The following is a 23,893-nucleotide window of genomic DNA, read 5'->3' as shown; positions in this document are numbered from 1 at the left end:
CCTTTTTAAAAAGGACAGGTTTTTATCGCGTAACATGATTAAGAGTAAGATGGCTGTACCGGAAGAACTTTATAAATATGGTCCATTACTTCCCCTTTTTCATCAGGCTGAACAAAGAGATTAATCTCTCCCTTGTCTTCATTGTTCCGGATCAGCCTGCCTATTCCCTGGCGCAGTCTTAAAATCATATAAGGCAGCTCAACCTCATAAAAGAAATCAGCTGCGCTTGCCCGTTTTGCTTCAAAAACAGGATCGTTTGGAGGAAATGGCAAACTCCAAATAATCACATTAGATAAGGAAGCTCCTGGAATATCCAGCCCTTCCCACAGATGGACAGCACATAAGATAGAGGCTTCTTCATTTTGAAAATGAGAGACCATTTCACTAATTTCCTGATCTCCTTCAAAATAAACTGGATAGTCAATTGGTTCTTGGCTCAATTTGTCTTTAAATGCATTCAGTTCTTCAAATCCAGGAAATAATAGGAGCGTTTTCCCTTCATGTCTTTGAATAGAACGGATCGCACTCTCCCATTTTTCCTGAAAGCCTTGATGTTCGCCGACTATAATTTTCATTTGTTCATCATATTCAAATGGCGATGCAACGGACAGAGAGTCATAATTTGAGATTCCAAGCGTTTTTGCCAAATAATCAAATGAACCGGAGCTAGAAAGCGTTGCAGATGAAAAAATAATAGGAATTTTCTTGGAAAATACTTTTTCTCTTAATACCTCTTCCACTTTTCTTGGCATGATGACAAGAGAGTAATCTTCATCTTGAATTTCCATCCATGAGACCGCATTGTTTTCCGCATAAAATAAACCTAAGGAATATTCCATTTGATCAAGGTATTCCTCAACGATCGCTGTTTCATACGAATCGATCGTGTGCAGTTCACTTTCGAATACAAGCGCCTCAGAAATAGCGGCAAGTCTTTTCTTCAGCTCTGCTGCAGCCTGGACGATTTTTTTGCTGGAACTGATTTTTTTTCTGTGAGAGCCTTCAATCTCAACTAAAGAGTCTTCCAGCAGCTCGAAGAAAAACTGATTCGTATCAATTGTGTCTTCTACTAAAACGGCAAATTCTTCACGAATTTCGTTTTGTAATAGTTTTTCAAGCATGATTTCAAGTGTGCCTCTTTTTACCCTGTACGTTAAAGCTTTTTGAGCAGCAAACTCAAGAAGATGACCTTCGTCAAATACAATACAGCTATGCTCAGGCAATAGAGGAAGCTGTCCTTCTCTTTTTCTGGATTCAGAAGTCCACACATGCTCCATATAAAAGTCGTGGGAACAAATGATCAAATCAGCTGCTTTCCGATAATGGTCACGGGAAAGTGTTAGTCCGCAGCGGTTTCTAAGCTCACAGGACAGACAATCCTGAAAGGGGTCCCAAGCTACCTGCTTCCACTCCTGGTCGGTTAAAGACGGGTATTGCTTACGATCACCATAAGGGATGAATTTTTGCATGCCTGTATGATCATGAATAAAATCAGGCAGTTCATCATGCAGGTCATGAAATACATCCACATCTGTTTTCTCTACCAGAGTATTTAATTTTTTCAAACATAAATACTGTTCCTGCGATTTGCTTAATCTTACATCGACATTTATATCAAGGTGTTTTGCAATTTTTGCAATATCCCCTTCTTTTTTAACAAGCTGTTCTATCAGTGTTTCATCAGCACAGGCAATAATAGCCGGTTTTCCGACATATCTGGCATAACTGATTGCGTAGAGCAAATAAACGAGTGTTTTACCTGTTCCAACTCCAGCTTCTGCGAACATTGTGCTTTTATCTTTAAATGCTCTTTCAAGCTGAAAGGCCATAAAGATTTGTTCATCTCTTAAATCGAATCCCTTTTCTGGAAGAAGATCATAAAAAACATCTCCGATCCAGTTATTCAGTCCTTCATAAAAGGTTTCATCTTTTGATACGGCAAAAGGTAAGCGAGATGCCATTTTTACTGATTCCCCCATATAAGTGCATTTCAGATTTTATATCATACCATTCACAAGGCTAATTTTCAATTGTAAGTATTTATTAGGGTGTATTGAAGTGATGCCCTTACAGAGGCCCTTACAGAGAAAAAAGCCCTTGATAAGGGCTCTTTTTCACCGGTCATATAAGGTTTGAATCAGCATTTTGTGATCAACCGAAGAAGCATGTGCCAGAGCTTTAAGAAAATTATCATGGGCATCTCCCAGGGAATGGATCCCGCGGCAAGCTTCTTCTTCCCTTGATAGCGACTCGTAAGAACTCACAAGTGCCTTTGAAATAAGATGAAAGTCATGATCTTTCAGCATAAACAACCACCTTCTTTACGGACTATAAGTAAGAATGATTTAGTTTATGCCAATAGCCGGCTAATTATTCAGCTGTTTTTAGGGGGTCTCTTTCCCCAGTACTGATAATAATCTGTTTTAAGGAAACCATTAAATAATTTTCGTTTTTTTGTTGCCTGTTTTCCATACAATTTTTCAAAATCAGGGTGAGAGGTTAAAATGTACACAGACCATGTATCTAATCCGGCAAACGCCTGTCCCATTTCCCGGTACATCTGTTCAACCTCTTTTTTCTCTCCCAGTCTTTCTCCGTAAGGCGGGTTACCAACGATCACACCATATTGAGATTTTGCCGTAAAATCTCTAACCTGCATTTGTTTGTAGCTGATAATATCGCCAAGGCCTGCTTCTTCAGCATTATTACTCGCGATTTCTACCATTCTGTGATCAATATCAAATCCTTTTATATCAAGCGGCTGATCGTACTTTGCGAGGTCTTCTGCTTCCATTCTTGCTTCATTCCAAAGTGATTTCCCGATCCATTCCCAATCTTCAGAAACAAACTGGCGGTTAAAACCAGGAGCAATATTCTGACCTAGCAGAGCCGCTTCCATTGGAATGGTACCTGATCCACAAAAAGGATCTACAAAAGGTTTATCAGGGGTCCAGTTGGTCAATTTCACAAGTGCAGCGGCAAGGGTTTCTTTCAGGGGAGCCTCACCCTGGGCAACACGGAATCCCCGTTTATGCAGGCCGGCACCGCTCGCATCAATGGTTAATGTACACACATCTTTTAGCAATGCGACTTCAATTTTATAAACCGGACCTTCTTCTGTGTACCAATCCGTCTGTTTTTTATAATGCTTTTTTAACTTTTCCACCACTGCTTTTTTTACGATACTTTGACAGTCTGGAACTGAAAATAATTTGGACTTAACCGATTTTCCTGTTACAGGAAATTCCGCAAGCTCAGGAATATAATCTCCCCAGTTCAATGCTTTTGTTTTTTCAAATAATTCATCAAAGGTTTCCGCTTTAAATTCTCCAACTTTAATCTTAATCCTGTCAGCCGTTCTCAGCCATAGATTGGATCTGCAGATTGCTTTTAGATCTCCTGAATAGGTTACCTTCCCATTATCGACTTCTGCTTCATATCCAAGATCCCGGACTTCCTTGGCTACAAGCGCTTCGAGCCCCATGGCAGACGTTGCGATCAGCGTGATTTGTTGCTCCATCTTATGTAAAACCTTCTTTCTTCCTTCTTATATGTCAAATTAAATTTAGTAGTTGTAACAATAAAGACAGCCATTAAGTATTCTAAACAAAAAGCTCCCCTTATACAAGGAGAGCTTAGCTGAATGACAAGTAAAATACTGATATTAATAACGTTCTGTAAGCCATGTTTTGTTCCTTTGTACTGCAATCGGCCTGCGCCTCGTACTCAGGTGGTAATTATCTATCTACAAAGACAAAGGTCTTTGTCCTTCTTCTTGTTCATTTCCTCAAAGAAGGTGCCCCTACCAATATTTGGGTTTCTCGCTCGAGGGGTTTACCGCGTTCCACTCCTGCCATTTCTGGAAGGACTACGTCACTGTGGCACTTTCAGAGTAATAAAGCCATATCCGAAGACTTAGGCTCTTTCCCCGCCGTCAGCCTTATAAAGACTGCCCTGGCTTATTGATTGGCCAGGCACGAACACTACGGACATCTCAGTCCGTGCGAGCATGGACTTTCCTCTACAGCTCTAAAAGCTGCAGCAATTACCCGAACGTTATTAATTTAAACAGCATGACTGATTATACCTGATTATAGTTTAGATGTCAAGAATAGCACGCATGTTTATGTAATCAGTCGTACAGCTTGCTTCCGAATACGTGTTTTTCTAAATTCGATAGGCGTTTTAGAATATCGAAGTTCGTTGTATTCGTTTGAGCAGGCTGCTTTTTGTAAGCCTCTTCAAGCTGTTTTTTTAATCGCAGGTTTTCCTGCTGTATTTCTTCAATCTCCTGGTGGAACGTTTCATAATCTTTAATAATTAAATCAAGATATTTGTCCACATCTTCTTGTTTGTACCCTCTTACAGAAGTTTTAAATTCCTTTTCAAGAATTTCCTTAGCCGATAATTTAATTTTGTCTGAAAGCATATCTTTCACCTCAATCACGAAATGATCATTCTTTATTTTTTCAAAAATTCTTCAAAAAGTCAATTTTAGTTCCAGGAAAACCGGATATTTTTTAATTATATCCCTTCACCGAACTCTCCCTCTTCCTCTTGAAGTTCTTCCACGATAACTTGAAGATCCGAAAAGCTAATTTGCATAATGTGATATCCAGCTTCTTCTTTCCTGCTTTTTGCAGTTTCAAGCAAAAATTTTGGAGAACCTGGGTTTTCCTCATCATATACTAACAGAAGTCCATCTGTCTTTTGAACAAGAAATTGATTTTTCATTCGGAATTGCCATGGTTTTTCATATTCTCTTTTTGATATAGCATCTACAAAATCAGCTTGAGCCAGAATACCTTCATAGATTTCTTTATTTGCTTCATTCCAATTGCTTTCCTGATTTAAAAATGGCGTCAATACAGCAAGCTTCAATTCAGGATACTCCTCCTGAAGGCTGAAAACTTCTTCGGCTGCCCATAGCTCTACTCCTAACTGTCCGCTGATCACAACCCATTCGAGTCCTTCTTCAAGCATCTGCTGAAGTCTTTTTCTTAAAGCCTTTTTTATGTAATGAACGGCAGGATGATTTGTTTTGAATATTCCCAGTTCACTTGATTTATAACCCGATACCAGCAATGTTTTCATTCCAAATCTCCTTTAATGCTAACAGGAGCTGAAAAAATTCAGCTCCATGCCTTTTTCTTAGCCGTAAAACGGACCAGGTCCTGGACAGTTAAAGTGCTGGTGGGAAACTTGATTGCAGCAGGATTGTGATTGCGGATGATAGTGCAGATGCTTAACCATTTCATGATTAATATTTGATACATGCTGTGGATGGATGTGAGGGACAACTGTTGTAGAAAAAGTGTTATTAACAGCATTTTGTGTCGGGTGAACGACTGAAGGCATCATCTGCTGAGGTCCCATTGGTCCCATCATTGCTGGGCTCACCATTTGTGGATCCATCATTTGAGGTCCCATTTGGCCCATAGGTCCCATTTGGCCCATTTGGCCCATTTGGCCCATTTGAGATCCTGGTCCCATCATTGCCGGGCTCACCTGCGGAGCCATTTGGTTTGATTTGTTTCGCATTCTTCAGAACTCCTTTCCTTTTTCAGCTGACTTACAATTACAGCCTATGAAAGAAGCAGTGAAGTTGTACTAATGTAAAAACCTATTTTTAAAGAAAAGCGTAAAAGCTTTCTTTAAAATTTGTAAATACAAAAACAATAAGGACGACAACGACGAAAAACAAGTAAAAAATCCCTTTGTACATTAATCATTCTCCTAGCTGAAAAAGTCATTACAGTCCTTTATTTTACATGCTTCAGCAGGATTCTACAATGTATGTTTTCTTTTTTAAAAAATTTTCTTCAAAAAGTCAAAAAGTTGGCGAAAATGATCAGGTTCTGCGCTTCCCCGGGGAATAATCAGTCAAGGCGGGAATATTTCCTTTCCAGTCTCGTTCTTCTTTTCCTGAGCTCTATGAGCCATTTTTCTTTTTTTTCTTCCGTTAAAATCACTGATTCTTTCACCATCAAAATGGCACTCGCAGTATATTCGAGTGCATTTGAAATATTTCTCTTTGTATGTTCCTCAAATTTTGCCATTTCCACAGCTGCTTCGAGCCCCGCTTTTCCGTTGCCTTTTTTCACGATCTCTTTCCAAAGCTCCACAGCTTTTGAAATCTCTTTTTCCTTTTTCCATTTTTGGGCCATGGCTAACTTTGCATCAAATTGTTTGAAAGAAGATTTTTCCGAAACAGCCTGAAAGGTCTGAAATGCGGTCTCATCTTCCCCCGCAGCCTGAAACCATTTGGCCAGTTCAAATTGAATTTTTTCATCTTCTTCTGCTGCTGCATTTAAAAGCTTTAAGGAAAGTTCCTGATATAAAGTGATCAAAGTGAGAACATCCAGCTCATTATGCTTCATCACCCCAAAGATCAATTCAGGATCCTGTTTTTCAACAAAATGAAAGTAAATCATCGGGGCAAGATATCCAGGAATATCATCTGTTCTCTTGATATTAAGAATTTCTTCCTCAACTAAAGAAAGCTTAAGTGAAGGAAGATGACTTTTCCAGATTCTCTTGGCGGCATGAAGCAGATCAAAGTGGCCGAATTGCGGCAGTTCCGGTACAAGATCCCTGATTAGCGTATGTCTTGTTTTAACCTGCGGCCAATCGAAGGCCTTGCCGTTGTAAGTAACAAGAGTCTTAATATTTACCTCGCTTAAAAAGCTTTGATAAAGGGCAACTTCATTTCCCGGTTTTGGAAGAAGATGCTGCTTTACTGTTACTTTGTCTTCCATCACTCTTGCATGTCCGAGCAGAAAAATAGTGTTGCCTGCCCCTCCGCCAAGACCAGTTGTTTCGGTGTCGAAGAAAAAAAGATTCTTTGGAAGATGTCCTTTTGAAGACAGAGGGTGATCCAATGGGCTCTCATTCCACTTTTTTACCACAGAAGGAAAGTCACCAAATCTTGCAGTTCCATGTATAGTATCCAGCGGATAATGGACCTCCCTGACAAAGCAATATTCATCATCATATCTAAAAATGGACATTCCGAATTCTTCCCATTTATCTGAACCGGCAGGCTGCTCTACCTTTTTAGGAGGATCTGTCTGTGTTTCCTCTTTAACGATATGTGACTTCAGCCGGTTTAATTTATTTTTCAAGGACATTTAATCATCACTCAATTCATCCAGCAATTTCAATGTATCTTTTTTCCTGCTGTCAAGACCGCCCTCAGAGCCTACACATGATGGACAGCCTGAATGGCAGGGGCAGCCAAGAATAAGAGAAATACACTCCTTAACAATATCGCCTATCGTATCATAAACCTTCCGTGAAAGCCCGACGCCTCCGGGATACCGGTCATATAAAAAAATGGTCGGCAGATCGTTATGAGAGGCTTTTACTTGCGGAACAACATGAAGATCTGAAGGATCGCACATGACACTAAGAGGAGAAATATGCCTTAATACATTGGCTGTACCGACCAGGGCATCCTCAAGCCTTTCTTCGCTCCAATTATCTGTAAGAGCAGGACTTAAACTGATCCATGTGGCATTCGTATGCAATATTTCCTCGGGAAGATGAATCGGACCGAAGCCAATATTTTCATGCGTGTCAAATTTGATTTTCTTAAAAAAAGTTGCCATTGCCTGTACAGCAACATCCCCATAGCCCATAGAATAAGATGCGACCTCTTTTTTCAAGTCTTCCTCTAGCACTTTAAGATGAACAGCAAGATTTGCATCCGTAAAATAGTCTACTTCCACTTCTCTTACAAAGGCCTTCTTTTCCTCCCAATCCAGCTCCTCTACTTGAAACTGAACTCCTTGATGCAAATAGATAGCTTCATCATGAAGCAGGGTCATGGCGCTGAAACGGTCCATTTCTCCGATTACTTTATAATTACCGGAATAGGTCATGTCAATGATAATGACATTTTCCTGGGAAGCTGAACGTAAACTAACCTCATGAGCCGGGAATGAATCATTCATCCAGTGATAAGCTCCTCGATTCTGGTAAAGGACATGCTCTTCTGCTAAAAATTCTAAAATATCCTCAAGCTCTACCCCGTCAAATGTTTCTCCCTCTTTGAACGGAAGCTCGAATGCTGCACATTTCAAATGATCTACAAGCACAATAAGGTTGTCAGGATTAATGACAGCCGTTTCCGGATTTTGTTCAAAAAAATAATCCGGATGCTGGATAATATACTGGTCAAGCGGAGTTGAACTGGCAACCATGATGATGAGCGCTTCACCATGCCTTCTCCCTGCTCTTCCTGCCTGCTGCCATGCACTTGCGATCGTTCCTGGATACCCTGTCATTATACAAACCTGCAGCTGGCCAATGTCAACCCCAAGTTCAAGTGCATTCGTACTGACTACACCGAGTATATCACCGCTTCTCAGCCCTTTTTCAATCTCCCTGCGCTGTTTAGGAAGATATCCTCCCCTGTACCCCCTGATTGATTTGGGTCCAAGCTTTCTTTTAATCAGCTCCTGCAAATAGGTTAAGATAATTTCAACTCTCACTCTGCTGCGAGCAAAAACAATAGTCTGGATCTTGTTTTTCAAAAATTCACCAGCCAGATTTCTTACTTCTAATGTGGCGCTTCTTCTAATATTTAAGGGTTTGTTGACAACTGGTGGGTTGTAAAAAACAAAATGCTTCTTCCCTGACGGGGCCCCATTGTCATCTATCAGCTTCATAGAGGTACCCGTTAATTTTTCTCCAAGTTCCAAAGGGTTAGCTATTGTTGCGGAAGTACAGATAAATTGAGGGCTAGTCCCGTAAAAAGCACATATTCTTTTCAGTCTTCTTAGCACGTTTGCAACATGGCTTCCAAAGATGCCCCTATAAGTATGCAGTTCATCGATAATTATATATTTTAGATTTTCAAAAAGGGAAACCCACTTCGTATGGTGCGGAAGGATTGCCGAATGCAGCATATCAGGATTTGTCAGCACAATATGTCCTGCTTTCCGAATAACCTGCCTTACATTCGGAGCCGTATCTCCGTCATATGTGTATGAGTTAATGGATGCTCCTATTTCCTCTATTAGTTCAGTTAGCTCGCTTTTTTGATCCTGGGCAAGCGCTTTGGTAGGGAAAATATAGAGTGCTCTGCTTTTATCACTTTCCAGAATGCTTTGCAGAACCGGCAAATTATAGCAAAGTGTTTTTCCTGATGCTGTCGGAGTTACCGCAACAAAGCTTTCTTTGTTCACAGCCGACGCCAGGGCACTATTTTGATGAATATATAGCTCGTTAACCCCTCTATTGGACAGCGCTGTTCTTAATCGTTCATCTATCCAATCGGGAAAAGGAACTGTTTTAGCCTCTTTAGGCTCGATCGTTTTCCAGTGAACAATCTGGTCTCTGTAGGCGCTATCCTGCCTAATATGTTCAATTAATTCAGTCATAGATCTTTTTTTCAAGTCGTTTCACCTCTTATTGCTCTATTGTACCGAATAAATGTTCGTTTTGGAAGATAAAAGGTTTGAAATAGATTAAAAAAAAGCGGCTGAAGGCCCGCTTTTTAATAATCATTTCTTATTTCGCTATAACGTGAAAGATCGGGGAATATCCGTGTTTTACCTCACCTGCAGGTTCCTTCGAAACACTTTCAAGAATGTCTCCATTTGTGATCACAATCGGAGAAATGATGCTTGCCGCTTTTTTCTTAATCAATGCAAGATCACAAGTTAACAGCCTGTCTCCTGGCTTTACTTTATCTCCTTCTTTCACATGAGCTTCAAAACCTTCTCCGTTCATACCAACAGTCTCAAGTCCGATATGAATCAAAATTTCCATGCCTGTTTTTGAACGAATGCCAATAGCATGCTTCGTATGGAACAGCTGGATAATTTCGCCTTCCACAGGGGAAACGACAAGACCATCGGAAGGTTCGAGCGCCATTCCATCTCCCATCATTTTTTGGGAAAAAACCGGATCAGGCACTTCTTCGAGGCTAACCAATTTTCCTGTCAATGGGGAAAAAACCGTTTCCTCCATAACTTTTTCCTCTTTTTTGCCAAAAAGTTTTTTAAACATGAAATAACCCCTTTCGAGTCATCCTATATTCCTGTTACCCCTGAACTCTCAGTTCAAACGCATTCAGAAGCCGCAGCAAATAAATAATTAAAAATATGTATTCTTATATAAGATTATCATCTATTCTTCTTTTGGTATATATTCCATTTTCATAAGCATAAATAGGCGAATTGCATATTATGTAACGATGATTAGTAAAGGGGTGTGTTTACATGACAAACAATAAAAAGCCAAATTACAGTCTCTCCGATTTTATTAAAGATGAGACACCATTTCTGAACTTTGCTGACCAATTTTTCCGTTCAGAACCGCTAAAGCATTTTTTGAATGAGTTTAACTCCTTGATTCAGCAAAGCTGTACCTTTCCTCTATTGGATATAGAAACCGCAGTAAACGATCATCATGTTGTTGTTGAAGCAAAGATGGCTGGGCTGAAACAAGAATGTTTTGAAGCTGAAGTATTTGACCGCTGTCTTACTTTAACAGTAACTCATAAAGAAGAAAGCAAAACCATAATCGAGGATTCTTCTTACTATCAGCAAACGGCAAGCTTAAGCAATTTTTCCAGATCTATCCTCCTCCCTTACCCTGTGGAAGAAGATGACATGCAGATGATATTTAAAAAGGACGCTGTTGTTATCCTGCTTCCAAAAAAAGAGCTTATCTGAATTACAGACATAAAAAAAGCATGATAGTTTTCATGCTTTTTTTTTGAAATGATCTGGTTCAAGGACAACTTAAACTTTAAATATAGAAGATACACCTTTAACTAATGAACTCATCTGGTTAACGGCACTCATCATCTGGCCTGCGGTATCAACCATTTTGTTAAAATCCATTTGACCGTCGGCTTTTTTGAATTGAGAGACAACAGATTGCAATCCAGCAGAGTTTTGCTGTTTCGTATATGGAACTTGCTTCGGATATGGATTGGGGTAAGGATTATAAGGGTTTTGGCCAAGCGCCGGCTGCTGATATGCTCCTTGCTGCTGTCCCCCCTGCCCTTGGACCGGATAGGGATTGGCATAATGCTGATTGACTTCATGAAACGTATTTTGATACGTATTCCCATAAGAATTCTGATAAATACTTTGAGCTGGTGTTTTATTTTCATAAACATTTTGATACGTGTTCTGATAAACGTTTTGGTACGTATCGGTTAATGTACCTGTAAAATTGGGCTGCATTGCCGCATGCTGCAGAGACTTAAGATATGGCAAATCGGGCTGGTAGGGCTGATAACCAAATGGCAGCTGGGTGTGTCCGAACGGATGAGCCATCGAGTATCCTGGGTAAGCCTCATGCGGATAACCGAAACGCATATCAGGCTCCCTCGCCTCTCTCTGTTTTCGCAGCAGCTTTCTTTTTTTTCGAAGCGGCAGCTCCTCTTCTGTCTGATTTGTCGAACCAAACATGCTCTTCCTCCTTTTTGCAAACGCTGGGCTAATACATAGGCTATGCTTTTTGCAGTACGGCAGTGAAGAAAAAAATGTCAGGTTGTGTCGGAAGTCTAAATTTTTTTACAAATAGCATTTTCAGGAAGTCATGTTACCATAAGATTAACTCATTATAAGGGGATGAAGTAATGAATTTACAGCTTTTACAGGAAAAATTTTTCCATGTTAAACAATACCGTCCTTCAGATTTGAATGAGCTTTTGGATTTTTCAAAAACACTATATATTAACGGAGACCTGTCCATAACTGAATACAGATCAACAGTAAAGCATCTGGAATCACAAGGAGCTCATACACCTGATCAGCAGCATTAAGCAAAGACGATACGTCTTTGCTTTTCTTTTTGAATGAAACTTCTACTCTTTTCACATATTAATGATAGCTATGATTAGGAGGAGGAAATTTGATGGGAAGAGGAAAGCACTTTAATCACAAAAAAGAATCTCATGTGCCTACCCCTAAAGAATACGGCGGAGAGGTCAGCCCGAAACAAACGCAGAAAGCTGGATACGATATTGAACCTGTTGCAAGTGAAGGAGATCTTCCTGTTTCCATTAAACAGGAAGATCAGCTTGATTAAAAAGAGGAAGGCTCACATAATGAGCCTTCCTCATTTCAGCTAAATTGCTGATCTTTTATGATTAAATCCAAAATATAATCAACAGATTCCCTCATATTTTTGTGCCTCTTTTGTTTTGTATCTTTATAAAAAGATTGCAGAACAATCTGTTCGAAATTTTCAACAGTTGAATCAAGCTGGATTTTATGAAGATTTTTGGGTTTCTCTGCATTAATCCATTTTTCAGCTTCCAAGCTCCAAGCATTTGCCAGATCTGAGGCTTCTTCAAAAGCCGGCTTCACTTCTTCAAAAAATGAAGGTGCTGTTTCTCCTATTAAAACAGTTTGTAATCTTTCCTGACTTTTTTTATTTATTTTTTTCATTTGCAGACATAAATTTAAAAGATTTTCCTCCATATTGTCATTCACCTCTAGAAGATATCATACCAAATGGGGCAATACATAAGCTATTAGCAGTTCAGCTGACAGAAAAAGACTCCCTTTCCATATATCCAATTCTATAATTCGGGAGTTGCGGCAATTCCAAAACTGCTTCTAATGCATCCTGAATTTGAGTAATATGGGCATTAATTCGAATATTCTCGCTTTCAGCTGCATGAGACACCTTTTCGATTAACTTTTCTTCCAGCTTTTCCAGCTCTTCGTTAATTTCATTCAGTAATTCCTCAATGACATGCGGCTCCACAAGATATTTCAAATCTTTCTCCCCCTCCGGATGAATTGCTAAAAGAATTCGCTTAAAATAGGAAGTTCCCTTTATATAAGACAAAACTAGTTTTTATTCGCTAAACAAACCTTATTATCAAAAGAATATTCGATTTTCTGACAAGCTTTGCACCGGCAAATGGAATGAATTTTCCCTAAGTGCAAACAATATTTGTGCAGGAGGTGTTTTGCAATGAAAAAACAAGAGAAGAAAAATAATCTCAAACAGGAAAAAGGGCAGCGCCCTGCTGGCGTCGGCGATAAAAAAACCGAAGGACCAGACCGCCCTTCGACATGAAGCAATAGCAAGGACAGAGTCCTTGCTATTTTTTTATGCCTTTTTAAATTCTTTCAATAGAGATATTAATTTAAGCTGATTTTGTTTATGCTTGTACCAGCTGCTGACTTCAAACGGTTCATGTATATGAACTCGCTTAAAAAAATGATTCAGCCTCTGCCCATGAAACCAATCTGTTTGACCGTAGTCTATATAATGGGTAATAATCGGATATACTGCTCTTAAAAATGGTTTGTCCCTTACTCTCCTTTTTTGAAAAAACTGTTCATAATCATGACGGGAACCAGTGTGGAATGTTCTATTAGAAAATGCTTCAAATAAATGGTGGTATTCTGGATGAAACAATAAACCTGCCAGTTTTTTTCCGAGTTTGATTCTTTCTGTAAGTCTTGTAAAGTCATAGGCCGAGAAACCAAACAATCGACCGTCCAGAGTCGGAAAGACTACTGTGGAAAAATGCATCATATCTTGCATTCTAAAGATCATTGTACTGAAAACAGATCGCTTGAATTTGCTGTTTTTAATAACAGGTTTTTGAATAACATGCTGTTCATTAATGATGAGGGAAGTCATAAGTCTTTCCTGGTCACCGCTAATCCAGAATTTTTGCCATTCTTCAATCATAAAATCAGAAACGGAAAAGCATTTCAGCAAATGAAAAAGCGATTTTTTCTTTACTTTTGATGTTTCGTAGATAGCAAGCTGAGGCCATGCATCTGAAAAAATAAGCCAATTGGATGCTTCATAGGTCATAAAAAGCTTTTTCCTGGTTTTTTCCTTTATGAGTAAGCTAAAAGGAGGGACGGAAAGATCAACCATGCACCAGCCTGCATTCCTTGAGACCATCCCTGCCAAAAATGCCCACTTTATCTCGCTGTTTCGTTTGTAGTATGATTCATAATAATGCGTTCGTGAAATATTATCCATGTTCCCTTTTTCAGTTATTTTTTTAACCATTATTATGACTTGTTTCTCTTCATCCGTTATGGGAAAGGATATGGATTGTGACAAAATGGGATGCACCTCTTTTTTTTTTCGGAGTTAGAAATGGATAAAACAGGGTATAGAAAAATCATTACTTTTTTATCATTACATTGTCCTTTTTTCTGATATGATATGTATAGTCTTTGTACCAGGAGGGAAGGAATGATTTTTCGTTATCCTAACGGGAAAACCTATACACCCAAGCTCGATAAACCAATTAAAAACCAGGCAAATCAATCTTACAGCAACAGGGGGATGACCCTTGAAGATGATTTAAATGAAACGAATCAATTCTACTTGGAAAATGGAATTGCCGTCATTCATAAGAAGCCTACTCCAGTTCAAATAGTCAATGTGGACTACCCCAAAAGAAGTGCAGCCGTAATCAGGGAAGCGTATTTCAAACAATCTTCTACAACGGATTACAATGGCGTTTATAAAGGAAAGTACATTGATTTTGAAGCAAAGGAAACGAAAAGCAAAACCTCATTTCCGCTGCAGAACTTTCATGAACATCAAATTAAACATATGCAAAGTGTAATTTCCCAGCAAGGTATTTGTTTTGTTATTATCTCTGCTTTCGGAACTACATATTTTCTGGAAGCCCGGAAGCTGTTTGATTTTTGGGAAAGAAAAGAAAATGGGGGCCGTAAATCGATAACCCATGAAGAACTAGAGGAATCGTCTTTTAAGATCCCGCTTGGCTATCAGCCTAGGATTGATTATATTAAGATAGTAGAAACACTATTTTTCCAATGAAAGAAGGCCATATTCCATGACCTTCTCTCATGTTTTTTAATGAAAGGTTGAGATGAAATGTCTGAACAATATCGAAGTCGCGAAGAGCGCAAAAGAGCATCAAAGCCAAACACAAAGCAAGCTTCTAAAAAACCAAAAAGCGGTACCCCACTATGGAAGAAAATTATTTTAACTATACTTGCCATTGGTGTTTTCTTCTTGCTTGCAGGAGGTATTGCTTTCGGAGTAATGGTTGCCGGAACCCCGCCTCTGGACAAGAAAAAGTTAACTTCTGATTATTCATCAGCAGTATATGATAAAGACAACAAGAAAATTTTTGATATTGGCGCAGGTGGAGAGAAAAGGGAATATGTGCCTTATGATAACATCCCAAAAGTAGTGGAAAATGCTTTTCTAGCGACCGAGGATGCAAGGTTCTATCAGCATAACGGTGTCGATTTCATCCGCCTTGGCGGGGCTGCTCTTGCAAACTTTAAACAGGGATTTGGAGCAGAAGGCGGCAGTACCATTACGCAGCAGGTTGTTAAAAACTACCTTCTTACTCATGAAAAAACGCTAAAAAGAAAAGTGCAGGAATTATGGCTGTCCTTCCAGCTTGAACGCCAATATTCCAAACAGGAAATTCTTGAGCTTTATTTGAACAAAATCTATTTTACCGGAAACAATTATGGCATCGGAAAAGCAGCGGAATATTTCTACGGCAAAGAAGTGAAGCAATTGACGCTTCCTGAAGCTGCAATGCTTGCCGGAATGCCTAAAGCACCGAATACGTATAATCCCCGTACAAACCCTGATAAAGCGAAACAACGCAGGGATACGGTTTTAGGATTAATGGCCAAACATGGTTTTATTACACAGGCCCAGGCTGATGAGGCCATAAAGACAAAAATCGATGCAGGACTCGTAACACCAAAAGCTGATAAAAACCCTTACTTCTCTTTTGCCGATCAGATTGTTGAAGAGGTAAAAACGAAAACGGGTCTGGACCCTGCAAAAGCGGGACTAAAAATATACACAACCATTGATCCAAAAGCTCAGAAAAAAGTAAATGACGTGTTAAATGGAAATGAAATTGATTACCCATCAAGCAAATTCTTCCAAGCCGGTATAACGGTTACTGACACTCAAACTGGCGAAATTCGCGCTATTGGACCTGGTATAAACAGAAAAGCAAGCAACTTCAACTATGCTCTGCAATCCAAAAGACAGCCAGGTTCAACCGTCAAACCGATACTTGATTACGGTCCAGCTGTTGAAAATCTGAAATGGTCTACTTACCATCAAATTATTGATGAACCATACAAGTATTCAAGCGGACAGGAATTTGGAAACTACGACAAATCTTATAAAGGCAAAATATCTATAAGAGAAGCGCTTGCAGATTCCCGTAACGTTCCTGCTGTTAAAACGCTGCAGGAAGTCGGACTTGATAAAGCTAAAACATTTGCAAATGGGCTGGGTATGGGGCTTGACAATGTATATGAATCATCTGCACTTGGAACATTTGAATCCTCCCCTCTTAAAATGGCGGGAGCTTACAGTGCATTTGGAAACAACGGTATTTATATTGAACCGCACACCGTCAAGGAAATTGAGTATCAGGACGGTACAAAAGAAAATCTTAAACCAGAACCAAAAGTAGCAATGAGTGATTATACAGCATTTATGATTACTGACATGTTGAAATCAGTTGTAAAATACGGGACTGGTAAGACTGCAGCAGTTCCTGGTGTGAATATTGCCGGTAAAACAGGTACAACGAACTTCACCCAGCAGGAAAAGGATAAATACAACATACCTGCAGGATCATCCAGAGATGCATGGTTTGTCGGCTATTCGCCCAAATATACTACTGCAATCTGGACTGGATATGATGGGGATAAAACCCATCCGTATTTGACAAAATCGGAGCAAAAGATTGCTCGTAAAATGTTTAAAAGCATTATGACAGATTTATCAAACGGTGACAGTACTGACTTTAAGAAGCCGAAAAGTGTAGTAGGTGTTGGTGTTGAAAAAGGAAGTGACCCTCCTGTCAAGGCGAGTCAGTATACACCAAAAGATCAAATAGATTATGAATACTTTGTAAGAGGTACTGAACCAACTGGGGTTTCTCATGGCTATCAGCCTCCTCCTCAGCCGACACCATCACAATCGGCTGTCGAAAAACCGAGCGGCCTTCAGGTCAATTACGATCAGGCACAAAATGCCATTTCACTCGGTTGGAGTTATAATGATGCAGCTAAATCAGGTGTAACATTTGAAGTTAGCCAATCAGTTGATAATGGGCCATATCAGACAATAAGCAATTCCAAAGATACATCACTTATCATTCCAAACCCAACGCCTGGAAGCACTTATAAATTCCAGGTCACAGCGGTAAGTGATACCGATAGTTCGAATCGAAGCGGCCCTGCTACTGCTTATGTAACGATCCCTGGCGGTTCTGACAGTCAACAGCCAGGCACTCCAGGTCAAGGCGGCACCGGCGGTCAAGGCGGAACTGGCGGTCAAGGCGGAACTGGCGGTCAGGGCGGTACTGGCGGTCAAGGCAATACTGGCGGTCAAGGCGGCACTGGTGGTCAGGGCGATACTGGCGGTCAAGGCGGCACTGGTGGTCAAGGCGATACTGGCGGTCAAGGCGGTACTGGCGGTCAGGGCGGTACTGGGGGTGGCCAGGGTGGTGGTGATCAAGGCGGTACTGGCGGTCAGGGTGGCACTGGCGGCGGGACTGGTGGCACCGGCGGCGATACTGGTGGCACCGGAGGTACTGGTGGCACCGGAGGTACTGGTGGCACTGGCGGCGGGACTGGTGGCACCGGAGGTACTGGCGGTTCTGGCAATACTGGCGGCCAAACACCTCAAAACAATAATAAGATTAAAACCCAGCACTAAACTGGACAATAAAGCCTCCTATCAAAAAAGAACCCCTGAACATTCAGGGGTTCTTTTTATTGATTTTTTTTAATGCTTCTTTTTTTATAAAATGTTTGGCGAGCTCCTGAAATAATTGCTGAAGCTGAATAAACGAATGAAATTGAGTTGGATTTTCAATTATAAATCTCAGCCTCTCTTTTACATTCACAGGTTTTACTTTTTTTTGCTCGAGCCATGTTAAATGACTTTCTAATGTTTCAACAGGCTGGTCATTTGCCCAGCAAATAAAAATAATAAAGAAGGAAATAGAGGAAGTCATTAATTCTTCATTCCCCTTCCCCCTCCTTTCTTTGAAGCAAGCTGTGAGTACCTGTTCTTCTTTTTTCCATTCTTCAAGTAAGATAGGCACAAAGATCCCGCTATTTTGCCAGGGTTTTGCTGCATCATAACCATTATATAAAAGAATATCATAAATAAATGGCTCTCTTACAATCGAATCTTTAAAAGTCAAACTTAAATCGGCCTTTACGGATAGCTGATTCACTTTAAAAAAAGGAGGATACCGGAAACATTCAGGCAGGTTAATAACTGAACTACTGTTAGCTTTCACTGCTGACGGTTCCTTTTTTCATTCTCTTTTTACCCTCTCTGCATAAGTGAAGCAATGGACAGATCCTGCATTTTGGCGATTGGGCTTTACAGTGATATCTGCCAAAGAAAATAAGCCTGTGGTGAGTATTAGACCATTCTTCCTTCGATACTTTTCTCATAAGTGTTTTTTCTACATCTAAAACGGAATCCTTCCATTTGCATATCCCCAGTCGCTTTGAAACCCTCTCAACATGGGTATCAACTGCAATAGCAGGAAAATCAAAAGCAACGGAAACAACTACATTTGCTGTTTTTCTGCCCACTCCAGGAAGTTTAATAAGCTCGTCTCTGTCTCTTGGAACCTCGCCACCGTATTCCTGTAATAGAAGCTCACAGAGATTCCTAATATTTTTGGCTTTATTTCGGTACAGACCAATCGACCTTATATCATTTTGAAGTTCTTCAAGTGAAACAGACAAAAAATCTTCTGGTTTTTTATACTTCTCAAAAAGCCCTTTTGTCACTTTATTGACAAGCGCATCTGTACATTGAGCAGAGAGAGCCACTGCAATGACAAGTTCAAAAGGGTTGGAGTGAACCAGTTCACAATGGGCTTCTGGAAACATTTGCTTCATTGTATTAAAACATTCATTGATTTGAGAATTTGTCAGCATGTTTTCACCTTACTTTTCTATATGTGCCGCTGTTGGAATAAACGCTGCATTATTAAAATGCTGGAAATTTTTTTGTTATGGTTCCATTCGGATTTACTTGCCGTTTAACCTTTTCTGTTACTTTTCAAGCCAATTATAAAACGGAATCTTTCGTTGATAACCTTCTCCAGTATTCTGTTCATCATGTTTAGGGCGGATTTGATTCTGGCGGAATCTTTTGGAATAATTCATCGCTTGCTCCATTGTTTTAATGCCATTTTTCTTCCATTCAAACAGAATGCGGTCAATATATCTAAAATTGAGTTTCCCAGAGATAACGGCTTCTCTTAAAGCAGCTTTTATAATGAGAGGATCATGGTGATCCTGGTCCATCCAGATAACAAGCGTTTCACTTTCAAATGGTGAAAGCGGCCTTCCAAATTCCTTTTCAAAAACAGGATAAAGATTTTCCTCCTGTTTTTCCGTATTTGTTGAAGCAGGAGCTGAAAGAAAAGTATAAAGCTTTTCCCATAAAGGGCTAAGAGAATATTGTTCATATAGAATATCCTGCTGATCAAACTCCTGTATCTCAAGAATGCCTCTCTGAATGAGTCTTCTAAGCAACATGTTGCAATCTGATACGGATACAGTCATTCTTTCAGATAATTCATCAGGAGTTGGAAAATGAATGCCCTGCTGAATAAAATATTGTACTTGCAAAATCAAAACAAGCTCTTCTTCTTTTAAACCTAAATCCTTATAATGAATCAAAAGCTTCCCTGATACAGCCAAGCTGCCTTGCATTTGCATTTCGACAAACTGTTTTTTGCTCATTGCACACACCTCTTTTCATAGTATATCATGTTGTCCTTAGGACGAGGAATGAGTGATTGAAATCGGCCTGACTGTCCAAGAAGATCTCAAAATCCTTTGAAGGCTCTTTCTAAACCCTTTTCTGCTTCTTTATCCATATAAGTGAATTCAGAGCTTTGAAATGTAATTTCAAGAAAAAATTTCTATAAGCTTATCTGCAGTTATATGAAGCGACTGCGAGCAGGGACAATCTTTGCAAAAAGCCCGGAAAAAAATAAAAAAGGCTGCGACTTTTCGAGTCGCACCCTTTTCCGCATATTATGGATAAAGTCTGTTTAATAGACGAGGGAACGGGATTGTTTCGCGAACATGTTCCACTCCGCTGATCCAAGCCACTGTTCTTTCAAGACCAAGCCCGAAACCTGAATGCGGTACAGAACCGTATTTACGCAAATCAAGATACCATTTATAGGCTTCAAGATCAAGCTCATGCTCTTCAAGACGCTGTTTTAAGAATTCATAGTCGTGAGCTCTTTGAGAGCCTCCGATGATTTCTCCGTACCCTTCCGGTGCAATTAAATCTGCACATAGAACCACATCATCCCTGTCAGGAGCCGGCTGCATATAAAACGGCTTAAGGGAAGTCGGATAATGAGTAATAAATACTGGCTTGTCAAAGCTTTCTGCTATGGCCGTTTCATGAGGGGCACCAAAGTCGTCTCCCCACTCAATATCATTGAAGCCTTTTTCATGAAGAAGTTTAATGGCATCGTCATATGATATTCTTGGGAAAGGAGCCGTAATTTTCTCAAGGACAGATGTATCCCTGCCAAGAGTGTGAAGTTCCAATTTGCAGTTTTCAAGGACACTTTGAACAATATAGGATACATATTGTTCCTGAACAACCAGATTGTCTTCAAATTCATAAAAAGCCATTTCCGGTTCAATCATCCAGAATTCGATTAAGTGACGGCGGGTTTTAGATTTTTCAGCTCTGAATGTAGGACCGAATGAAAAAACTTTGCCAAGAGCAATAGCTGCAGCTTCCATATAAAGCTGTCCGCTTTGAGAAAGGTAAGCATCTTCATCAAAATATTTAGTATGAAAAAGCTCAGTCGTTCCTTCAGGAGCGCTTCCCGTCAAAATTGGAGGATCTACTTTAACAAAGCCTTCTTTGTTAAAAAACTCATACGTTGCACGGATGATTTCATTTCTTATTTTCATGACAGCATGCTGGCGTTTTGAACGAAGCCATAAGTGCCTGTGATCCATAAGAAACTCCGTGCCATGTTCTTTAGGTGTTATCGGATAATCAACAGCCTCATGGATAATCTCGATACCGGTAACACTCATTTCATACCCAAACGGAGATCTTTCATCTTCCTTGATCACTCCTGTTACATAAAGAGATGTTTCTTGAGTAGCTGATTTTGCCGTTTGGAAAGTTGCTTCATCCACTTCTGCCTTCACAACTACTCCTTGAATAAAACCAGTTCCGTCCCTCAGCTGCATAAATGCAATTTTTCCGCTTGAGCGCTTGTTTGAAATCCATGCGCCAATTGTTACTTCTTGTCCAATATAACTGCTAACATCAGAAATCGTTGTTTTCACTAGATAATTCCCTCCACAAACCCAAAAGGCTTGAATATGTATATTCCTTATTATAACGTTTGTATCAAAATGGTCAATTTAAAGAGAAAAGCGCAAGCGCCTTGTTCAGCCCCGACAAGCGCTGGAGGAAAATCACGAAAAGTCCGGTTTTGACTTTTTGGGATTTTTCGAAGCGACTCGAGGGGCTAGGCGCTGGAGCTGGAGCTGGACAATGAAAAGCGCAAGCGCCTTGTTCAGCCTAAGGCAAGCGCTGGAGGAAAATCACGAAAAGTCCGGTTTTGACTTTTTGGGATTTTCCGAAGCGACTCGAGGGGCTAGGCGCTGGAGCTGGACAATGAAAAGCGCAAGCGCCTTGTTCAGCCTAAGGCAGCTCCTTACAGGAAATCCCACAAAGTAACTAAAGAATCGGGCTAGGCTGCTTCCGCTTGAATCTTTTCTTATTTCCAAAAAAGGATCTTCAGCCTGATACTGTATCAAGCTGAAATATCCTTCATTAGCCGTTCAGCTGTACTCTGTTTTCAGCCATAAACCGTCTGATTCTTTCAAGTGCTTTTTCAAGCAATTCCATAGATGTTGCATAAGACAGCCTTACATTGTCAGGAGATCCGAAGCCGGATCCAGGCACAAGCGCCACTTTTTCTTTTTCAAGAAGGGCCTCAACAAAGCCATCCACTGTATCATACCCGGTCATTTCTGCCGCTTTTCTGGCATTAGGGAATAGATAGAAAGCACCTTGAGGCTTAATGCAGCTGAATCCAGGAATTTCATTCAGCATTTCGTACATTTTGTTTAATCTGTCTTCAAATGCTTTTTTCATTTCTTTTACTGCATCCTGAGGGCCATTATAAGCAGCAATAGCACCATACTGCGAGATAGAAGTCGGGTTTGAGGTGCTGTGGCTTGCAAGATTCGTCATTGCTTTAATAATGTCTTTATTTCCGGCTGCATATCCAATTCTCCAGCCAGTCATGGAATGTGATTTGGAAACACCGTTAATAATAATCGTCTGCTCTTTCAAATCGGAAGAAAGCTCAGCTATTGAAACATGTTTATATTCTCCATATACAAGCTTTTCATAAATTTCATCTGAAACAATCACTAATCCATGATTAAGGCAAACTTCCCCAATAGCCTTCAGTTCTACAGCAGAATAGATCATACCTGTTGGATTGCTTGGTGAATTGATGATTAGAGCTTTCGTTTTATCTGTGATGCTTGCCTCAAGCTGTTCTGGCGTTATTTTAAACTGATTTTCTTCTTTACCTTCTGCATAAACCGGAATACCGCCAGCAAGCTTCACTTGCTCAGGATAGCTCACCCAGTACGGGGTAGGAATAATGACTTCATCTCCGTCATTTAAAATGACCTGAAACAGGGTATAAAGAGCATGTTTAGCACCAGAGCAAACAATAATCTCCCCAGCCTCATAAGAAAGATTCTGATCCTGCTTGAATTTAGCACCAATCGAATCCTTTAGCTCTTTCAGCCCGCCGGACGGAGTGTATTTTGTATTTCCTTCATTCATTGCTTGAACGGCTGCATCAATAATGTGCTGCGGCGTATTAAAGTCAGGTTCGCCTGCTCCAAGGCCAATCACATCGTGTCCCGCCAGTTTTAATTCCTTAGCTTTCGCTGTAATGGCAAGTGTTGTTGAAGGTGTCAGTGAAGCCGCTCTTTTTGCTAGTTCCATATCTAAATCCCCCTATTTAATCGCAATTTGTTTAATAATATTTCCTTTAACGAAATCTACATATTCATATGTATAACGGTCGTATTGGTCAATATATTTGATCTCCCAGCAAGGAATATTCTCAGCTACACCTAATTGGGCAGAAATCAATTTTCTTGGTTTGCTCTGTTTTTCACTAACAGCTATAGCTTTATCTTTTGAAATTCCTTCTGTTTGTTTGCGGATGATCAGTTTTTCTTTTTTATCCGAATGCACCCAGACCAAAATAGGCTCATTTTTGGAATTAACACCTGATACTACTTGATATTGGGTTAAACCATTAAAGGTTTCAGCGAATTTAACTGTGCTCATACCGCCTTTTTCCTTAGCCACCGATATAGCTTCTGCCTGGCCGTGACTTTTTTCGCCCATCGCAGTCTGGTAAATATTCGTTATATACAATGTGCACAAACCGAGAATAATAACAATAATAAGTGTAATAGCATTTTTCTTTCCCATATTCACCACTACGTCCGGTAAATGGTAAAGATCGCTTTTTGTTTATCCTCATCATCAAGCGCAAGGCCAAACATCAGATTTTCCCGTTTAAGCGTCCGATTTAAACTATCGACGATTTTATACAGGTCATCTGAATGTTCAACTTTAACGGTTGAAATGATTTCAATTTTACTTTCCATACAGATTCCTCCTGTTCCAAACAAATATTGTAACTCATACGCTGAAGTGCTCTGGGGACAATACTATTATAACAGCAAGTCCTTGCTGTCTTATGTACCCATTATAACAGCTAAAAAGATATGCAGTGAAAATAAATTACTCTTAACCCGCGCCATTTGCCTGTGTGTACGCACAGGCTATT

At 40.0% G+C, this 23,893-nt stretch carries 26 protein-coding genes and 1 other RNA gene; 5 read left to right on the top strand and 22 right to left on the bottom strand.

What is annotated here, in order from left to right; all coding sequences use genetic code 11:
- Positions 1-38: 38 nt before the first annotated feature.
- From ACOT8F_RS13135 to ACOT8F_RS13085, 11 genes are all read right to left on the bottom strand, one after another.
- Positions 39-1,961 (bottom strand): ATP-dependent DNA helicase, encoded by a 1,923-nt coding sequence (locus ACOT8F_RS13135; protein ID WP_421652374.1) that lies wholly within the window; start codon positions 1,959-1,961, stop codon positions 39-41.
- Positions 1,962-2,114: 153 nt separating this feature from the next.
- Positions 2,115-2,306 carry a hypothetical protein gene (locus ACOT8F_RS13130; protein WP_421652373.1) on the bottom strand — a complete coding sequence of 64 codons (192 nt, stop codon included), beginning with the start codon at positions 2,304-2,306 and terminating at the stop codon, positions 2,115-2,117.
- Between the two features lie 68 nt (positions 2,307-2,374).
- Positions 2,375-3,520: a THUMP domain-containing class I SAM-dependent RNA methyltransferase gene (locus tag ACOT8F_RS13125; protein ID WP_421652372.1), complete on the bottom strand. Its 1,146-nt coding sequence runs from the start codon at positions 3,518-3,520 to the stop codon at positions 2,375-2,377.
- 153 nt (positions 3,521-3,673) lie between these two features.
- Positions 3,674-4,057, bottom strand: an RNA gene (gene rnpB / locus ACOT8F_RS13120) — RNase P RNA component class B.
- A gap of 75 nt (positions 4,058-4,132) precedes the next feature.
- Positions 4,133-4,429: a cell division regulator GpsB gene (gpsB, locus tag ACOT8F_RS13115; protein WP_421652422.1), complete on the bottom strand. Its 297-nt coding sequence runs from the start codon at positions 4,427-4,429 to the stop codon at positions 4,133-4,135.
- A 95-nt stretch (positions 4,430-4,524) separates the two neighbouring features.
- Entirely contained in the window at positions 4,525-5,094 is a 570-nt protein-coding gene (locus ACOT8F_RS13110; protein ID WP_421652370.1) for an SLOG family protein, read from the bottom strand.
- A 57-nt stretch (positions 5,095-5,151) separates the two neighbouring features.
- Complete coding sequence (locus ACOT8F_RS13105) at positions 5,152-5,541, bottom strand: CotD family spore coat protein (protein WP_421652369.1); 390 nt, start codon at positions 5,539-5,541, stop codon at positions 5,152-5,154.
- A gap of 88 nt (positions 5,542-5,629) precedes the next feature.
- Positions 5,630-5,725: a hypothetical protein gene (locus tag ACOT8F_RS13100; RefSeq protein ID WP_421652368.1), complete on the bottom strand. Its 96-nt coding sequence runs from the start codon at positions 5,723-5,725 to the stop codon at positions 5,630-5,632.
- Between the two features lie 154 nt (positions 5,726-5,879).
- Positions 5,880-7,130, bottom strand: coding sequence for a ribonuclease H-like domain-containing protein (locus ACOT8F_RS13095; RefSeq protein WP_421652367.1), 1,251 nt, complete (start codon positions 7,128-7,130; stop codon positions 5,880-5,882).
- On the bottom strand, positions 7,131-9,386 hold the full coding sequence (locus ACOT8F_RS13090) for a DEAD/DEAH box helicase (protein WP_421652421.1): 2,256 nt from the start codon (positions 9,384-9,386) through the stop codon (positions 7,131-7,133).
- A gap of 130 nt (positions 9,387-9,516) precedes the next feature.
- Positions 9,517-10,017 carry a PTS sugar transporter subunit IIA gene (locus tag ACOT8F_RS13085; RefSeq protein ID WP_421652365.1) on the bottom strand — a complete coding sequence of 167 codons (501 nt, stop codon included), beginning with the start codon at positions 10,015-10,017 and terminating at the stop codon, positions 9,517-9,519.
- Between the two features lie 212 nt (positions 10,018-10,229).
- On the opposite strand from ACOT8F_RS13085, the gene ACOT8F_RS13080 reads away from it, so the two are divergent.
- Positions 10,230-10,685: an Hsp20/alpha crystallin family protein gene (locus tag ACOT8F_RS13080; RefSeq protein WP_421652364.1), complete on the top strand. Its 456-nt coding sequence runs from the start codon at positions 10,230-10,232 to the stop codon at positions 10,683-10,685.
- Positions 10,686-10,754: 69 nt separating this feature from the next.
- Here the strand turns inward: ACOT8F_RS13080 and ACOT8F_RS13075 are convergent, their stop codons facing one another.
- Complete coding sequence (locus ACOT8F_RS13075) at positions 10,755-11,432, bottom strand: YppG family protein (protein ID WP_421652363.1); 678 nt, start codon at positions 11,430-11,432, stop codon at positions 10,755-10,757.
- A gap of 170 nt (positions 11,433-11,602) precedes the next feature.
- On the opposite strand from ACOT8F_RS13075, the gene yppF reads away from it, so the two are divergent.
- Together yppF and ACOT8F_RS13065 are read left to right on the top strand one after the other, a co-directional pair.
- Entirely contained in the window at positions 11,603-11,788 is a 186-nt protein-coding gene (gene yppF, locus ACOT8F_RS13070; protein WP_421652362.1) for a YppF family protein, read from the top strand.
- Between the two features lie 92 nt (positions 11,789-11,880).
- Entirely contained in the window at positions 11,881-12,054 is a 174-nt protein-coding gene (locus ACOT8F_RS13065; protein ID WP_421652361.1) for a hypothetical protein, read from the top strand.
- A 35-nt stretch (positions 12,055-12,089) separates the two neighbouring features.
- Here ACOT8F_RS13065 and ACOT8F_RS13060 read toward each other — a convergent pair whose 3' ends face one another.
- From ACOT8F_RS13060 to ACOT8F_RS13050, 3 genes are all read right to left on the bottom strand, one after another.
- Positions 12,090-12,449: a DUF1798 family protein gene (locus ACOT8F_RS13060; protein ID WP_421652359.1), complete on the bottom strand. Its 360-nt coding sequence runs from the start codon at positions 12,447-12,449 to the stop codon at positions 12,090-12,092.
- Positions 12,450-12,510: 61 nt separating this feature from the next.
- Positions 12,511-12,750, bottom strand: a complete 240-nt coding sequence (locus ACOT8F_RS13055; protein WP_421652357.1) for a hypothetical protein — start codon at positions 12,748-12,750, stop codon at positions 12,511-12,513.
- 339 nt (positions 12,751-13,089) lie between these two features.
- Positions 13,090-14,067 carry a DUF2515 family protein gene (locus ACOT8F_RS13050; RefSeq protein ID WP_421652356.1) on the bottom strand — a complete coding sequence of 326 codons (978 nt, stop codon included), beginning with the start codon at positions 14,065-14,067 and terminating at the stop codon, positions 13,090-13,092.
- A 138-nt stretch (positions 14,068-14,205) separates the two neighbouring features.
- Between ACOT8F_RS13050 and recU the strand changes: the two genes are divergently transcribed.
- Both recU and ACOT8F_RS13040 read left to right on the top strand, forming a co-directional pair.
- Positions 14,206-14,799: a Holliday junction resolvase RecU gene (recU, locus tag ACOT8F_RS13045; RefSeq protein ID WP_421652420.1), complete on the top strand. Its 594-nt coding sequence runs from the start codon at positions 14,206-14,208 to the stop codon at positions 14,797-14,799.
- 57 nt (positions 14,800-14,856) lie between these two features.
- Positions 14,857-17,694: a PBP1A family penicillin-binding protein gene (locus ACOT8F_RS13040; RefSeq protein WP_421652355.1), complete on the top strand. Its 2,838-nt coding sequence runs from the start codon at positions 14,857-14,859 to the stop codon at positions 17,692-17,694.
- Positions 17,695-17,737: 43 nt separating this feature from the next.
- Here the strand turns inward: ACOT8F_RS13040 and ACOT8F_RS13035 are convergent, their stop codons facing one another.
- The 7 genes from ACOT8F_RS13035 to ACOT8F_RS13005 all read right to left on the bottom strand — a co-directional run bounded on the left by ACOT8F_RS13035 (position 17,738) and on the right by ACOT8F_RS13005 (position 23,711).
- Positions 17,738-18,286 carry a YpoC family protein gene (locus tag ACOT8F_RS13035; protein WP_421652354.1) on the bottom strand — a complete coding sequence of 183 codons (549 nt, stop codon included), beginning with the start codon at positions 18,284-18,286 and terminating at the stop codon, positions 17,738-17,740.
- Positions 18,276-18,941 carry an endonuclease III gene (nth, locus tag ACOT8F_RS13030; protein WP_421652353.1) on the bottom strand — a complete coding sequence of 222 codons (666 nt, stop codon included), beginning with the start codon at positions 18,939-18,941 and terminating at the stop codon, positions 18,276-18,278. The genes ACOT8F_RS13035 and nth overlap by 11 nt, the downstream gene beginning before the upstream one ends.
- A gap of 117 nt (positions 18,942-19,058) precedes the next feature.
- Complete coding sequence (locus ACOT8F_RS13025) at positions 19,059-19,754, bottom strand: DnaD domain-containing protein (RefSeq protein WP_421652352.1); 696 nt, start codon at positions 19,752-19,754, stop codon at positions 19,059-19,061.
- Between the two features lie 297 nt (positions 19,755-20,051).
- A complete protein-coding gene (gene asnS / locus ACOT8F_RS13020) occupies positions 20,052-21,344 on the bottom strand; it encodes an asparagine--tRNA ligase (protein ID WP_421652351.1) in 1,293 nt (430 codons plus the stop codon).
- A gap of 493 nt (positions 21,345-21,837) precedes the next feature.
- A complete protein-coding gene (locus ACOT8F_RS13015; protein ID WP_421652350.1) occupies positions 21,838-23,034 on the bottom strand; it encodes a pyridoxal phosphate-dependent aminotransferase in 1,197 nt (398 codons plus the stop codon).
- Between the two features lie 12 nt (positions 23,035-23,046).
- Positions 23,047-23,532 (bottom strand): cell wall elongation regulator TseB-like domain-containing protein, encoded by a 486-nt coding sequence (locus ACOT8F_RS13010; RefSeq protein ID WP_421652349.1) that lies wholly within the window; start codon positions 23,530-23,532, stop codon positions 23,047-23,049.
- Positions 23,533-23,540: 8 nt separating this feature from the next.
- Entirely contained in the window at positions 23,541-23,711 is a 171-nt protein-coding gene (locus ACOT8F_RS13005) for a YpmA family protein (protein WP_421652347.1), read from the bottom strand.
- Positions 23,712-23,893 lie beyond the last annotated feature (182 nt).

It is taken from the genome of Chryseobacillus diguaensis (assembly GCF_049220665.1).
Taxonomy (GTDB): domain Bacteria; phylum Bacillota; class Bacilli; order Bacillales; family Bacillaceae; genus Metabacillus_B.
The sequence above is the reverse complement of the archived record's forward strand: the minus strand, read 5'-3'. Positions and strand labels throughout refer to the sequence as shown.

What these genes read in the sequence shown, in the direction of transcription:
- ACOT8F_RS13065 (WP_421652361.1), top strand. Translation starts at nt 11,881, where the DNA reads ATGGGAAGAGGAAAGCACTTTAATCACAAAAAAGAATCTCATGTGCCT.
- ACOT8F_RS13105 (WP_421652369.1), bottom strand. Translation starts at nt 5,541, where the DNA reads ATGCGAAACAAATCAAACCAAATGGCTCCGCAGGTGAGCCCGGCAATG.
- ACOT8F_RS13110 (WP_421652370.1), bottom strand. Translation starts at nt 5,094, where the DNA reads ATGAAAACATTGCTGGTATCGGGTTATAAATCAAGTGAACTGGGAATA.
- ACOT8F_RS13075 (WP_421652363.1), bottom strand. Translation starts at nt 11,432, where the DNA reads ATGTTTGGTTCGACAAATCAGACAGAAGAGGAGCTGCCGCTTCGAAAA.
- ACOT8F_RS13010 (WP_421652349.1), bottom strand. Translation starts at nt 23,532, where the DNA reads ATGGGAAAGAAAAATGCTATTACACTTATTATTGTTATTATTCTCGGT.
- ACOT8F_RS13100 (WP_421652368.1), bottom strand. Translation starts at nt 5,725, where the DNA reads ATGTACAAAGGGATTTTTTACTTGTTTTTCGTCGTTGTCGTCCTTATT.
- ACOT8F_RS13080 (WP_421652364.1), top strand. Translation starts at nt 10,230, where the DNA reads ATGACAAACAATAAAAAGCCAAATTACAGTCTCTCCGATTTTATTAAA.
- ACOT8F_RS13125 (WP_421652372.1), bottom strand. Translation starts at nt 3,520, where the DNA reads ATGGAGCAACAAATCACGCTGATCGCAACGTCTGCCATGGGGCTCGAA.
- ACOT8F_RS13090 (WP_421652421.1), bottom strand. Translation starts at nt 9,386, where the DNA reads ATGACTGAATTAATTGAACATATTAGGCAGGATAGCGCCTACAGAGAC.
- ACOT8F_RS13040 (WP_421652355.1), top strand. Translation starts at nt 14,857, where the DNA reads ATGTCTGAACAATATCGAAGTCGCGAAGAGCGCAAAAGAGCATCAAAG.
- ACOT8F_RS13005 (WP_421652347.1), bottom strand. Translation starts at nt 23,711, where the DNA reads ATGGAAAGTAAAATTGAAATCATTTCAACCGTTAAAGTTGAACATTCA.
- yppF (WP_421652362.1), top strand. Translation starts at nt 11,603, where the DNA reads ATGAATTTACAGCTTTTACAGGAAAAATTTTTCCATGTTAAACAATAC.
- ACOT8F_RS13025 (WP_421652352.1), bottom strand. Translation starts at nt 19,754, where the DNA reads ATGAGCAAAAAACAGTTTGTCGAAATGCAAATGCAAGGCAGCTTGGCT.
- ACOT8F_RS13015 (WP_421652350.1), bottom strand. Translation starts at nt 23,034, where the DNA reads ATGGAACTAGCAAAAAGAGCGGCTTCACTGACACCTTCAACAACACTT.
- ACOT8F_RS13085 (WP_421652365.1), bottom strand. Translation starts at nt 10,017, where the DNA reads ATGTTTAAAAAACTTTTTGGCAAAAAAGAGGAAAAAGTTATGGAGGAA.
- ACOT8F_RS13135 (WP_421652374.1), bottom strand. Translation starts at nt 1,961, where the DNA reads ATGGCATCTCGCTTACCTTTTGCCGTATCAAAAGATGAAACCTTTTAT.
- gpsB (WP_421652422.1), bottom strand. Translation starts at nt 4,429, where the DNA reads ATGCTTTCAGACAAAATTAAATTATCGGCTAAGGAAATTCTTGAAAAG.
- nth (WP_421652353.1), bottom strand. Translation starts at nt 18,941, where the DNA reads ATGCTGACAAATTCTCAAATCAATGAATGTTTTAATACAATGAAGCAA.
- ACOT8F_RS13095 (WP_421652367.1), bottom strand. Translation starts at nt 7,130, where the DNA reads ATGTCCTTGAAAAATAAATTAAACCGGCTGAAGTCACATATCGTTAAA.
- ACOT8F_RS13060 (WP_421652359.1), bottom strand. Translation starts at nt 12,449, where the DNA reads ATGGAGGAAAATCTTTTAAATTTATGTCTGCAAATGAAAAAAATAAAT.
- ACOT8F_RS13130 (WP_421652373.1), bottom strand. Translation starts at nt 2,306, where the DNA reads ATGCTGAAAGATCATGACTTTCATCTTATTTCAAAGGCACTTGTGAGT.